Consider the following 12404-nt stretch of genomic DNA (forward strand, 5'->3'; position numbering starts at 1 on the left):
GACCCCGCCCGGGCCCCGCCCGTGGCAAGCCCGGGGCAAGCCCGGACCGACCTGACGGCCAACCGGACCTGAACGGCGGGCCGCCTCCAAATGGCAGCGGGCACACTCCCGCTGTTCATGGACGACAGGCGCGGCGGCTCTTCCATCGCGGGTGACCCGACCCTGCCTGCTGCCGCCCATCGCCCTTTCGCCGGGGTGTACTCCGCGCCTTGCCGTGCGCGGCCCATGGCGCATGCCCCGCCATCCCTGCCACCCTGCCCGCCCTGCCCGCCCTGCACGGCCTGCACGGCCTGCACGGCCGTCCGGTCGTTTGCCGTGTCTCCGTTCTTTCGGCCTCCGAACAGTTGACATCAACAACCATTGGCCTACAGTGGTTGACATGAACAACTTCTTTTTCGACCCGGAATCCTCCCTCGGCTTCATGACCTTCACGACCAACCGTCTCATGGCGTCCTTCCTGCGCCGTCGTATGGCCCAGGCGGGCATCGACCTGACTGCCGAACAGTGGGGCGTCATGGTGTTCGTGTGGAACCGGGGAACCATCGGGCAGGACGAACTGACCCATGCCCTGTGCATGGACAAGACGGGCATGAGCCGCCTGCTGGCCACCATGGAAGACAAGGGGCTGGTCACCCGCAATCCCGACCCCGACGACGCCCGGCGCAGGGTCGTCGCGGCCACGCAGGCGGGTGACGCCCTGAAGGAGCGCAGCCGCGCCGTGGCCGAGGAAGCCCTGGTCCTGCTGCTGCAGGACGTCAGCCCGCAGGACCACGCCACCTGCATGCGGGTGCTGGCCACGGTGAAGGACACCCTGCGCTACCTCGCCCCCTGAGCCAGACCGCTGAGCCAGTCTGCCGAGCCGGATCGCCTGCCCACCCCCGCCAGAACGCCCGCCACACGAAAATCCGGGCCGCCGCTCGGCCTGCCATTCCCACCAACACGGGAGGAACACCATGCAGACCGTCATCGAACGCACCAAACGCCTGCTGGAGCTGCTGGGCCACGACGAGGAACCCTTCGGCGTGCACTACACCGACGAAAAACCCGTGGACGGCTTTGGCCCCAAGCCCGGCGAAATCTTTACCCGCGACCGCGAGGCCGCCGGACAGATCGACTGGCACAAGGCCTTCACCAACGAATTTTCCTGCCTGCTCGGCAATGTCTGGCTGGCCCGCAGGAAAAAGCGGGCGGCGTGGATCAGCCACGAGGCATGCGGCTGCATGGGCGGCGGCTTCTACTCCGGCATGTACCGCCCATACCTGGAAACCAACATCTGTTACGTGACCACGGGCTTTCCCGGCACACCCATGGAAGGCGAGCACTACCTGCCCGACCACCCGTCCATGCGCGCCTTCATGGACGACACCATGCCGCCGGAGGCACCGGCCAAGTATTGCGTGCTGAAGCCGCTGCACCAGTTCGACGGCAGCGATGCACCGCTGGTGGTGGCCTTCTTCGCCCGGCCGGAAGTGCTCAACGGCCTGTTCTCGCTGGCCTGCTACGCCACGGGCAACCACAACGCCGTGGCCTCGCCCTTCAGCGCCGGATGCGGGGCCCTCATCGCCTGGCCGCTGGCCTACCAGCAGCGCGGCGAGGAACGGGCGGTGATTGGCGGGTTCGACCTTTCGGCCCGCAAGTACATGAAAACCGACGAAATGAGCTTTGCCGCGCCCCTGACCATGTACCGCAAGATGCTGGACGCCATGGAGCATTCCGCGCTCACCCGCCATACCTGGCAGGGCGTGCGCAAGAAGGTGGCCAAGAGCATGCGAGCCTGGGGAGAGGGCACGGCGGACTGATCCGTCCGCATGGGCGGCGCGCCACCGCCCCCGGGGCCGGAAAATCATTTCCCCCCGCCCGCGACATGGCACCATGGCCTCCCCCTGTCCGCAGCACATCCCCCGCCGCATCTCCCCTCCCTCTTGCATGGACCAGTCGGCACATCCGGCCGAATGGTCCATGCGCACGGGAGCGGGACGAAGCTTGACAGGAACGTTCCTGAGGCATATCCACGCTTCAAACAATGATTGAATTTTACATTTGAAACTATGTTGGCAAGCAGTGAAACGACAGGGGACGGGCAATGAGCGACCATGGCCGCATGAACGAACGGCAGGACAACCCCCTGTGCACCCCCTTGCCCGGCGGACCGGACAAGCCGGATAGGCCAGACAGGCCGGATCAGTCCGACAGGCAGGACCAGGCAGGCAGGCAGGACCAGGGCACGCGTGAACGGCTGCTGGCCGCCGCCGCCGAGGTGTTTGCCGAGCACGGCTACAAGTCCGCCACGGTGCGGGAAATCTGCCGACGGGCCGGGGCCAACGTGGCCGCCGTGAACTACCATTTCGGCGGCAAGGACAAGTTGTACGCCGCCATGCTGGACCACTACATGCGCACCTGCCAGGCCGCCTTTCCGCTGGACGTGGGGGTGACGCCCGACTCGCCGCCCAGGGAACGACTGCGCGCCTTCGTGCACGGACTGGTGCAGCGCATCCTTGGCGGCGGTGACGACCCGGTCAGCGAGGCGCACGGCAAGCTGGTGTCGCTGGAGCTCATCGACCCCACCCCGGCGTGCGACGGGCTGCTGCGCGAGCACATCGCCCCGGTCAACGATCTGCTGGCCGACATCCTGCGCGGGCTGCTGGGCTCGGCGGCGGACGACCCGGACGTGCTGCGGACCTGCCTACTGGCCATTTTCGGGCATATTTCGTTCCACTACAGCGGCCGTGCCGCCATCGTCCATTTCTACGGACACGAGGAACTGACCCCCGAAGTGCTGCACCGCATCGCCGAAGGGGTAACCCGCTTCACCCTGGGCGGCATCATGGCCATGTCCGGCTACTCGGCCTGCCCGGCAACAAGCCCGGCAACGGGTCCGCCCAACGCCTGACGCGGTTCGCACGGTTTTCTGCAAAGACACACCATGCCGCCCGGCAAGCCTGCCACGGCACCACTCCGAGGCGGTGTTGACGGCCACCGCCGCCCCATGTAGAACGCGAAACTTCGATAGCACACTACCGAATAGCACCCTACCGGATTTCCCCGCACCCTGCCCGCACCGTCGCAACGCGAAAGGGTACGGCCCGCCGGAACTCCGACAGACACACTCAACCGCCCCGCATGTCGGCGCACCGGCGCATCCCGCGCCGCGCCGAGGAGGAACCACTCCATGCAGTACCACTTCCCCATTCCGTCCCCTCGCGCCCGCGCCGGAGCAGTCGCCTCGGCGCGGCCCCTGCCCGCCCTGCACATGGGGCTGTTCGCCCTGGTCCTGGCCCTTGCGGCCATGCTGGCCGGGTGCAAGGACGAATCCGCCGCCCCCAAGGCCATGCCCGCCCCCCTGGTGGTGGTGCAGCAGGTGCAGCCGCGCGACCTGCCCCTGACCTACGAATACGTGGGGCAGACGGCTGGCTCGCGCGAGGTCGAGGTGCGCGCCCGCGTGGGCGGCATCCTGATGCGCCGCGCCTACACCGAAGGCCGCCCTGTGAAGAAGGGCGACCTGATGTTCGAGATCGATCCCGAACCGTTCAAGGCAGACCTTGACCAGGCACTGGGCCAGCAGGCCCAGGCCGAGGCGCGTCTGCAAAGCGCCCAGAGCAACCGCGACCGCGTGCTGCCCCTGTACCGCGAGAACGCCGTCAGCCAGAAGGACCGCGACGACGCCGTGACCGAGTTCGATTCGGCCAAGGCCGCGCTGGAAGAAGCGCGCGCCCGCGTGAAGACCGCGCGCATCAACCTTGGCTACACCCGCGTCGAGGCCCCCATCTCGGGCATGACCAGCAAGGAAACCCGCTCCGAGGGCAGCCTGGTCACCACCACCGCAGAGGGTAGCCTGCTGACCACCATCTCCAAGGTGGACCCGGTGTACGTGAACTTCTCCGCGCCCAGCGTGGACCTGTTCCGCCTGCGCCGCATGCGCGAGGAAGGCAGGATCACCCTGCCCAAGAAGGGGTATGACGTCATCGTGCGGCTCATCGACGGCTCCATCTACAAGCGCACCGGCACGGTGAACTTCATCGACCCCCAGGTGGACCCGCTGACCGGCACCATCCGCGTGCGCGCCGAATTCCCCAACCCCGAGGCGGAAGTGCTGCCCGGCCAGTTCGTGCGCGTGGTCATGAGCGGCGCGATCTACAACAACGCCCTGGCCATTCCCCAGCGCGCCGTGCTGCAAACCCAGCAGGGCCCCATGGTGTGGGTGATCGGCGAAGGCGACATCGCCCAGCCGCGCCCCGTGGAAATCAGCCTGCCCATCGACAACCAGTACATTGTGGAAAAGGGCCTGACCCCCGGTGAACGCATCGTGGTCGAAGGCCTGCTGAAGGTGCGCCCCGGCCAGCCGGTGACCATCGGCCAGCCGCGCGAAGTCCAGTCCGGCCAGTCCGGCCAGAACGGGCAGGCCCCCGCCGGAAACGCGACCAAGGCCGCAAACCAGGGTTCCTAGCCCGCCCCAAGCAGGATTTGCCATGATATCGCGTTTCTTCATCCATCGCCCCATCTTCGCATGCGTGATCTCCATCGTGATCATGCTGGCGGGGTTCATGGCCATGCGTGCGCTGCCCATCGCGCAGTACCCGGAACTCGTGCCGCCGCAGGTCATCGTCTCCGCCGTGTATCCCGGCGCCAGCCCGGAGGTCATCGCGGCCACGGTGGCCTCGCCGCTGGAACAGCAGATCAACGGCGTGGACGGCATGCTGTACATGAACTCGGTCAGCGCCGGTAACGGCCAGATGACCATTTCCGTGTCCTTTGCCGTGGGCACCGACCCCGACCAGGCCACCATCAACGTCAACAACCGGGTGCAGGCCGCCACCGCCTCGCTGCCCGAGGAAGTGCGCCGCCAGGGCGTCACCGTGACCAAGCGGTCGCCCTCCATCCTGCAGGTGGTGAACACCTTCTCGCCCGACGGGCGCTACGATTCGGTCTACATCAGCAACTACGTCCTGGTGAACGTGGTGGACGAGCTGAAGCGCCTTCCCGGCGTTGGCGACGCCTCCATCTTCGGCGCGAAAGACTATTCCATGCGCATCTGGCTGCACCCGGACAAGCTGGCCCAGCTCAAGCTGACCCCCGGCGACGTGGCGCTGGCCATCCGCGAGCAGAACGCCCAGTTCGCCGCCGGGCGCATCGGGCAGGAACCGTCCAGCAGCCCGCTGGAACTGAACTACCTGGTCACCACCAAGGGGCGCCTGACCAACCCCGAGGAATTCGAGAACATCATCCTGCGGGCAGAGCCGGACGGCTCCACCCTGCTGCTCAAGCATGTGGCCCGCGTGGAACTGGGCGCCAAGGACTACGACGTCCGCACCCAGCTCAACGGCAAGCCCACCGTGGCCGTGGGCGTGTTCCTGACGCCCGGCGCCAACGCGCTGGAAACGGCAGACCGCGTTGCCGCCAAGATGCAGGAACTGTCACAGCGCTTCCCCGACGGCATCAGCTACTCCATCCCCTACGACACCACCGAGTTCGTGCGCATCTCCATCAACGAGGTGGTCCACACCCTGATGGAAGCCATGGTGCTGGTGTTCCTGGTGGTGTTCCTGTTCCTGCAGAACTGGCGGGCCACGCTCATCCCCTGCCTTGCGGTGCCGGTGTCCATCGTGGGCACCTTCGCGGGCATGTACGCGCTGGGCTTCTCCATCAACACGCTGACATTGTTCGGTCTGGTGCTGGCCATCGGCATCGTGGTGGACGACGCCATCGTGGTGCTGGAAAACGTGGAACGCATCATGTCCTCCGAGCGGTTGTCACCGCGCAAGGCCACCATCAAGGCCATGGAGGAAGTGACCGGGCCGGTCATCGCCATCGTGCTGGTGCTGTGCTCGGTGTTCGTTCCCGTGGCCTTCATGGGCGGCCTTGCCGGGCAGATGTACAAGCAGTTCGCCATCACCATCGCGGTGTCGGTTGTCATCTCCGGCCTGGTGGCCCTGACGCTGACGCCCGCCCTGTGCGCGCTGATGCTGAAGCCCGGCCATCATGAGCCGCCCGCGTTCTTCCGCTGGTTCAACGCCTGGTTCGAACGCGTCACCCACCGCTACACCGGGGGGGTCACCTTCCTCATCCGCCGCACGGGCCTTGCGCTGGTGTTGTTCGCCTGCCTGGGCGGCGCAACCTGGCACCTCTTCCAGGTGGTGCCCGGCGGCCTCGCCCCGGACGAGGACCAGGGCTACATCATCGGCCTGTCCATCCTGCCCGACGGGGCCAGCCTGCAACGCACCCGCGTGGTGGCCGACCTGATGGACAAGAGCCACCTGGAAGACCCCCGCGTGGCCAACCTGATCACCCTGACCGGCTACGACCTGCTGTCCGGGGTGCCCAAGCCCAACTTCGTCACCTCGTTCGTGCCGCTGAAGCCGTGGGACGAGCGCAAGGGTGAGGGACAGTCGTCGTTCGATTACGCCCGCAAGGTGTTCGGCGTGGGCATGGGCGTGCCGGAAGGCATCGTGCTGGCCTTCAACCCGCCGCCCATCTCGGGCATGAGCAACACCGGCGGCTTCGAACTGTACGTGCAGAACCGTGGTGAAGGCGACAGCAAGGCCCTGGCGGGCATGGTGGGCAAGCTCATCGCCGCCGCCTCCAAGCGGCCCGAACTGGCGGGCGTGCAGACCACCTTCAGTGCCAACGCGCCGCAACTGTTCATCAGCCTGGACCGCAACAAGGCGAAAGCCCTGGGCGTGCCGGTGAACACCATCTTCGACACCATGCAGGCCACATTTGGCGCCAGCTACGTGAACGACTTCAACAAGTTCGGTCGTACCTTCAAGGTGCAGATGCAGTCGGAAGCCGACTTCCGCGCCCGCCCGGCGGACGTGGCCAACGTGTTCGTGCGGGCCACCTCGGGCGAGATGATTCCCCTCACCTCGCTGGTGGACGTGCAGGAAGTGACCGGCCCCGAGGTGGTGGAACGCTTCAACGTGTTCCCCGCCGCCAAGGTGGTGGGCGGCCCCGCCGCCGGGTACAGCTCCGGCCAGGCCATCGCCGCCATCGAAGAAGTGGCGGCGGAGGTCATGCCACCGGACTACACCCTGGCCTGGTCCGGTTCCGCCTACCAGGAAAAGCAGGCCGGCGGCTCGTCGTCGCTGGTGTTCGTGCTGGGCCTGGTCATGGTGTTCCTGATCCTGGCGGCGCAGTACGAAAAATGGTCGCTGCCGCTGGCGGTCATCATGGCCGTGCCGTTCGCCCTGTTCGGGGCCATCAGCGCGGTGTGGTTGCGCGGTCTTGCCAATGACGTGTACCTGCAGATCTCGCTGGTCACGCTCATCGGCCTTGCGGCCAAGAACGCCATCCTCATCGTGGAATTCGCGGTGATAAAACGGCACGAGGGGCTTTCGCTGGTGGAATCGGCCATCGAGGCCGCCCGCCTGCGCTTCCGCCCCATCATCATGACCTCGCTGGCCTTCGTGCTGGGCTGCGTGCCGCTGGCCATCAGCACCGGCGCGGGCGCGGCCAGCCGCCACTCCATCGGCACCGGCGTCATCGGCGGGATGCTGGCGGCGACCTTCATCGCCACCTTCTTCATCCCCATGTTCTACCGAATGATCATGGGGGTCAGCGAACGCATGCGCGGCACCGAGGCCATGCGCACCATGGCCGTGGGCAAGTACTGCGAAGAAGAACGCCACTCGGCCTTCGAGGACCTGCCGCCGGACAACGCGGCGGGCGCGGGCGACGACGCCTGCAACAAGGAGAAGCGCCATGATTAGCATGACTGGCCTGACTGGCTTCACATACGGCAAGGGGCGGCGCCAGACGAATCTGGCCGCCCCGGTCCCGGCGAAACGCAGGCTGCCGCTGGTGCTGGCAACGGCCATGCTGGCGACCATGCTGGCCGGGTGCTCCTTCGGCCCCGACCACGCCCGGCCCGCCATGGACCTGCCTGACGCCTGGCGCGCGGGCACGGCCGACACTGGCACCGTGCAGGACGGCTGGTGGAAGGGCTTCGGCGACCCGGCACTGGATGCCCTGGTAACCGCCGCGCTGGACCACAACCGCGACCTGGCCAAGGCCATCGCCAACGTGGACGAGGCCCGCGCCCAGCTGGGCCTTGCCCGGGCCAACCAGATGCCACGGGCCGACGCGCAGGGCGCATCGCAGCGCCAGCGCTATTCGCTGGACAGCTTCAACTCGTTCGATGAATCCACCCGCGTGCAGGACCTGCACAACGCGGGCGGCACCCTGTCGTACGAAGTGGATCTGTGGGGCCGCTACCGGCGCGCCAGCGAGGCGGCCCGGGCCAGCCTGCTGTCCACCATGGCCGCGCGCGACACCGTGCGCCTGGCCCTGACCGCGCAGGTGGCCCGCACCTACTTCGACCTGCGCGCCTACGACCAGCAGTTGCAGGTCGCCCGCGACACGCTGGCCTCGCGCGAATCCACGCAGGAACTGCGCAAGGTGCGTTTCGAACTGGGCCTGACCAGCGAACTGGACTATCGCCAGGCCATCGCAGAAGCGGCTGCCGCCCGGTCCACCGTGCACTCCCTGCAATACAACGTGTCCGCCAGCGAGGCGGCATTGGGCGTGCTTACCGGCAAAAGCCCGCGCGACATCGTGACCGGTACCGTGGAACGCGGCCTGGCCGTGGACGCCGTGCCCGTGCCCCCCAGCGTGCCCGCCGGGCTGCCCTCGGCCCTGCTGGAACGCCGCCCGGACATCGTCCAGGCCGAACAGCAACTGGCGGCGGCCAGCGCCAATATCGGCGTGGCCAAGGCGGCGTACTTCCCGTCCATCTCGCTTACCGGGCTGCTGGGGTACGAAAGCAGCGATCTGACCCGGCTGTTCACCGGCCCTGCGGGCACCTGGCGGTACGCGGGCAGCGTGTCCATGCCCATCTTCGACTTTGGCCGGATCAAGGCCGGAGTGGAAGCGGCAGAGGCACGCCAGCGCGCCGCTCTGGCCGGGTACGAAAAGGCCGTGCAGGATGCCTTCCGCGAGGCGCAAGACGCCCTGGTGGCCAATCGCAAGGCGCGCGGCGTGGTGGAAGCGCAGACTACCCAGGTCACCGCGCTGCGCCGTTCGCTGCACCTGGCCAGGTTGCGCTATGACAACGGCTATTCCAGCTACCTAGAGGTGCTGGACGCGGAGCGCAGCCTGTTCGACGTGGAGATATCCCTGGCCTCGGCCCAGCGGGACCAACTGGTGGCCGTTGTCGAAGTGTACCGTGCCCTCGGCGGCGGCTGGGCGGGCATTGCCCCGCAGACCCCAAATGCCGCAGACGCTCCCGAAGCCCCGGCTCAGGACGGCAAGCCGGTGGCGGCCGCGCAATGAGCGACGGGCACCGCTGTCGCCGTTGCCGTGTGGACCGGGCCGAGCGCCATGGCGCGCACGGCTTCGGCCACACCGTGAAGGAACTGGCCCGCGCCTGGCGGGCCGAGTTCGACCGGCGCTTCCGCCCCATGGGCCTGTCCGACACCAGCTGGGTGGTCATCTGGCTGCTGTCCGAGCACGGCACGCTGCCGCAGGGCCGCGTGGCCGAGCTGCTGGGCGTGGAAGGTCCCACCCTGGTGCGTCTGCTTGACCGCATGGAAAAGGAAGGCTGGGTGCGCCGCCAACCGTCGGAAACCGACCGCCGGGTGAAACTGGTGGCCCTGACCGACCAGGCCCGCCCGGTGTACGACGCCATGCTGGACATCGGTTTTGCCCTGCGCGACGAACTGATGGACGGCATCCCCGAGGAACATGTGGTCATCGCCCACGCGGTGATGCTGCGCCTGCTGGACAAGCTGGATGCCCTGGGCAGCCAGGACGGCGGCGAGGCGGGGTGCGAACCCTGCCGCCCCGAAACCACGGACTAACCAAGGCCCTGCCGTTTCAGGGCATGACGCCCCCTCTACACTGCAATGGCCCGGCTTCCCACGGAGGAAGCCGGGCCATTCCCTTACTGTACAGGATGCGGGTGCGAATGCTAATGCCCAGCCACCGACAGATGGCCCTCGTGCAGACAACGCCTTGATTCGCAAGTCGTTGCATGGATATCGCGTACAGTTCGTGGAGACGTTGTCATGGGCGAACGCCTTCCCTACATTGATTTTTTGAAAGTTGTCGCGTGCATAGCCGTCATAAACCTGCATTGCACATCGCCGTGGGTCACGAACTTCCTCGGCACCCCCCTCTGGTTCGCGGCAATGCTGAACGCGGTTTTCACGCACCTTGCCGTGCCGATGTTCTTCATGCTCGCCGGTGCCGTCATTACGCAACGCACGATTGCCTTGCGCGAGCACTACAGAAAAGTTTTCTTCCGATATATTATCCCAACAACTACATGTCTTGTTTTTTACAAAATACTCGGCATGCTTTTACTCGGTCAAAAGAATATTTTCGAAGGCGTGCTTTACAGCCTTGAACAAAACCCCGGATTTCACCTATGGTTCATGTGGGTATACATAGGATACATGCTTGCCTTCCCGGCACTTGTCGCCATTGCAAAGGATGATGGAGCGCGAACCGCGTTCTGTTATGTCGGGTTTATCTACGTGTTCATAGTGCCTCTTCTTGCCAGCCTCTTCGACGTTCGCTTTCCAGTCACAAATGTATTGTTTACTGTTTACGGATTCTACTTCATTGCTGGCAATCATCTTTCTGTAATGAAAAAGAATTTCGAACCCAAAATACTCCTCAAGATTCTGACGGCCATGGTCGCCATAACATATGCCCTCTCAACATTGTCATCATATAATGACACGACATATACCGCAAAACTTCTTACTGCAAATTCAATATTCATATTTATAAACACGTCGTTGATATTTTTACTCTTCAAATCATGGTGCACATCGCAAAACACGGTTGTATCTTTTCTCGCGAAACACACATTCAACATATATCTTCTGCATATTGCATTTTTTCTGAAACCATTCTCATTCCTTGCATTTCCAGCAATCAACATGAAAGGACTTCTCGGGAGTATTCTATTCACCACGCCGGTAACGTTTATCATATGCCTTGCGGCAAGCTGCACACTTGTCGCGACAAAGGAACTGCTAAAACGCAAACTTTCCAGCAAGATGTAGTCCAACGACAGGTGCGCTCGCTCACGCAGGCCGGAATAATCCCAGGCTGCGCACCGGGCAAGGGAATGCGCGTGATGTGGTTGACCAGCCATCTGGCGGCTGTCCACAGTCCCTTCTTCCGCTGGCAATGACGAACGGCCCGGCATTTCCATGCGGAATGCCGGGCCGTTCGTCATGCAGGCTTGCGGGCAACGGGCCTTGGACCGCCGCGCCCCTCAATATGCCGTAAATTCCGGCGCGGTCCGTGCCCCTCTACCCGGGCAGGCCGCCCAGCACGCCACCGATCATGGCGACCGCCGCGCCCACCACGCAGACGATGGCCACGGTTTTGGCCTTGGGATCACCGGCCTTGTGGCGCTTCCACGCCACGAACGCCTGGTACCACAGCCACGCGCCGAGCACGGTCAGAATCATGGGAATGACGGGCATGGGGCCTCCTTTGGCAAGGTCTGTTCCGTCCGGAAAAAAGGGTGGGGGAAGGATACGTGCCCGGTGTGCCCCCCGCGGGCATGGCGCCCCAAGTGCGAGGTTCCGCACGCACGGCATCGGACGGTGCGCCGTCATGGCACGTAGCGCGCCGCCGCGCAAGCCCCTTGGGGCATGGTCGTTTCCGTGCCGCCGGGATGCTGAGGCTCTGCCGCAGCACCTGACGCACGGGTGCCGTCCGCTGCGTACCCCTCGCTGCCTTACTTCCCGCCGGATGCCTTACTTCCCGCCGGGGTCACAACCGGGGCATCTGCCGCATCAGGTCCGGCCCCCACAATTCCCTCGGGCCAGCCGCCCCCCAGGGCCTTGTACAGCGACACCAGATGCAGCAGCACGCCGGAACGGCTGCGGGCCAAGGCCTCTTCCACTTCCAGTTGGCGGCGCTCGGCGTCCAGCACGGTCAGCAGGTCGTCCACGCCTTCCGTGTAGCGCACCTTGGCCAGCCGGGTGGCCTCGGCCTGCGCCTCCAGCGAGCGGGACAGCCGCTCGCGCTCCACGAACGCTTCGGCATAGCGGGCCAGCGAGGTTTCCACCTCTTCAAAGGCCACCAGCACGGTCTTGCGCCAGCGCTCCAGGGTGGCCTCGCGCCGGGCCTCCAACGCGGCCACGGCGGCGCGGGTGCGCCCCCCCTCGAAGATGGCCCAGCGCACGCCGGGCATGATGGTCCAGGCGCGGCTGTCGTCGCGGAACAGGTCGGAAAAATGAATGCTGTTCAGGCCGTACGATCCGGTGAGCGAGAACTTGGGAAACAGGTCCGCCTCGCGCTGGCCTATGTCCGCCGTGGCCGCGTGCAGTTCATGCTCCACCCGGCGGATGTCCGGGCGGCGCAGCAGAAGGTCCGAAGGCAGACCCACGGGCACCAGGTCGGGCACGGCGGGCAGGGGCGCGCGCGCGGCCAGCCGGTCGCGCAGT

10 protein-coding genes are annotated in these 12404 nt (G+C 65.7%); 8 read left to right on the forward strand and 2 right to left on the reverse strand.

Going from position 1 to position 12404, the window contains the following annotated elements:
* Positions 1 to 379 precede the first annotated feature (379 nt).
* From FVW27_RS19005 to FVW27_RS19040, 8 genes are all read left to right on the forward strand, one after another.
* Positions 380 to 832, forward strand: a complete 453-nt coding sequence (locus tag FVW27_RS19005; RefSeq protein WP_167128264.1) for a MarR family winged helix-turn-helix transcriptional regulator — start codon at positions 380 to 382, stop codon at positions 830 to 832.
* 121 nt (positions 833 to 953) lie between these two features.
* Positions 954 to 1799 (forward strand): DUF169 domain-containing protein, encoded by an 846-nt coding sequence (locus tag FVW27_RS19010; RefSeq protein WP_167128267.1) that lies wholly within the window; start codon positions 954 to 956, stop codon positions 1797 to 1799.
* Between the two features lie 284 nt (positions 1800 to 2083).
* Positions 2084 to 2890 carry a TetR/AcrR family transcriptional regulator gene (locus FVW27_RS19015; protein ID WP_167128270.1) on the forward strand — a complete coding sequence of 269 codons (807 nt, stop codon included), beginning with the start codon at positions 2084 to 2086 and terminating at the stop codon, positions 2888 to 2890.
* Between the two features lie 279 nt (positions 2891 to 3169).
* Complete coding sequence (locus tag FVW27_RS19020; protein WP_208294887.1) at positions 3170 to 4444, forward strand: efflux RND transporter periplasmic adaptor subunit; 1275 nt, start codon at positions 3170 to 3172, stop codon at positions 4442 to 4444.
* A gap of 22 nt (positions 4445 to 4466) precedes the next feature.
* Positions 4467 to 7703, forward strand: a complete 3237-nt coding sequence (locus FVW27_RS19025) for an efflux RND transporter permease subunit (RefSeq protein ID WP_167128273.1) — start codon at positions 4467 to 4469, stop codon at positions 7701 to 7703.
* Positions 7696 to 9264 carry an efflux transporter outer membrane subunit gene (locus FVW27_RS19030; RefSeq protein WP_243838582.1) on the forward strand — a complete coding sequence of 523 codons (1569 nt, stop codon included), beginning with the start codon at positions 7696 to 7698 and terminating at the stop codon, positions 9262 to 9264. Before FVW27_RS19025 ends, FVW27_RS19030 begins: the two co-directional genes overlap by 8 nt.
* A complete protein-coding gene (locus tag FVW27_RS19035; protein ID WP_167128276.1) occupies positions 9261 to 9791 on the forward strand; it encodes a MarR family winged helix-turn-helix transcriptional regulator in 531 nt (176 codons plus the stop codon). Before FVW27_RS19030 ends, FVW27_RS19035 begins: the two co-directional genes overlap by 4 nt.
* A gap of 207 nt (positions 9792 to 9998) precedes the next feature.
* Positions 9999 to 11006, forward strand: coding sequence for an acyltransferase (locus FVW27_RS19040; protein WP_167128279.1), 1008 nt, complete (start codon positions 9999 to 10001; stop codon positions 11004 to 11006).
* Between the two features lie 252 nt (positions 11007 to 11258).
* Here FVW27_RS19040 and FVW27_RS19045 read toward each other — a convergent pair whose 3' ends face one another.
* Together FVW27_RS19045 and FVW27_RS19050 are read right to left on the reverse strand one after the other, a co-directional pair.
* Positions 11259 to 11435 carry a hypothetical protein gene (locus FVW27_RS19045; protein WP_167128319.1) on the reverse strand — a complete coding sequence of 59 codons (177 nt, stop codon included), beginning with the start codon at positions 11433 to 11435 and terminating at the stop codon, positions 11259 to 11261.
* Between the two features lie 257 nt (positions 11436 to 11692).
* Positions 11693 to 12404, reverse strand: a 712-nt coding sequence (locus FVW27_RS19050) for a TolC family protein (protein WP_243838583.1), incomplete at its 5' end; no start/stop codon positions are given.

The sequence above is a fragment of the Nitratidesulfovibrio liaohensis genome (assembly GCF_011682075.1).
Classification (GTDB): Bacteria; Desulfobacterota; Desulfovibrionia; order Desulfovibrionales; family Desulfovibrionaceae; genus Cupidesulfovibrio; species Cupidesulfovibrio liaohensis.

What these genes read in the sequence shown, in the direction of transcription:
- FVW27_RS19005 (WP_167128264.1), top strand. Translation starts at nt 380, where the DNA reads ATGAACAACTTCTTTTTCGACCCGGAATCCTCCCTCGGCTTCATGACC.
- FVW27_RS19010 (WP_167128267.1), top strand. Translation starts at nt 954, where the DNA reads ATGCAGACCGTCATCGAACGCACCAAACGCCTGCTGGAGCTGCTGGGC.
- FVW27_RS19015 (WP_167128270.1), top strand. Translation starts at nt 2,084, where the DNA reads ATGAGCGACCATGGCCGCATGAACGAACGGCAGGACAACCCCCTGTGC.
- FVW27_RS19020 (WP_208294887.1), top strand. Translation starts at nt 3,170, where the DNA reads ATGCAGTACCACTTCCCCATTCCGTCCCCTCGCGCCCGCGCCGGAGCA.
- FVW27_RS19025 (WP_167128273.1), top strand. Translation starts at nt 4,467, where the DNA reads ATGATATCGCGTTTCTTCATCCATCGCCCCATCTTCGCATGCGTGATC.
- FVW27_RS19030 (WP_243838582.1), top strand. Translation starts at nt 7,696, where the DNA reads ATGATTAGCATGACTGGCCTGACTGGCTTCACATACGGCAAGGGGCGG.
- FVW27_RS19035 (WP_167128276.1), top strand. Translation starts at nt 9,261, where the DNA reads ATGAGCGACGGGCACCGCTGTCGCCGTTGCCGTGTGGACCGGGCCGAG.
- FVW27_RS19040 (WP_167128279.1), top strand. Translation starts at nt 9,999, where the DNA reads ATGGGCGAACGCCTTCCCTACATTGATTTTTTGAAAGTTGTCGCGTGC.
- FVW27_RS19045 (WP_167128319.1), bottom strand. Translation starts at nt 11,435, where the DNA reads ATGCCCGTCATTCCCATGATTCTGACCGTGCTCGGCGCGTGGCTGTGG.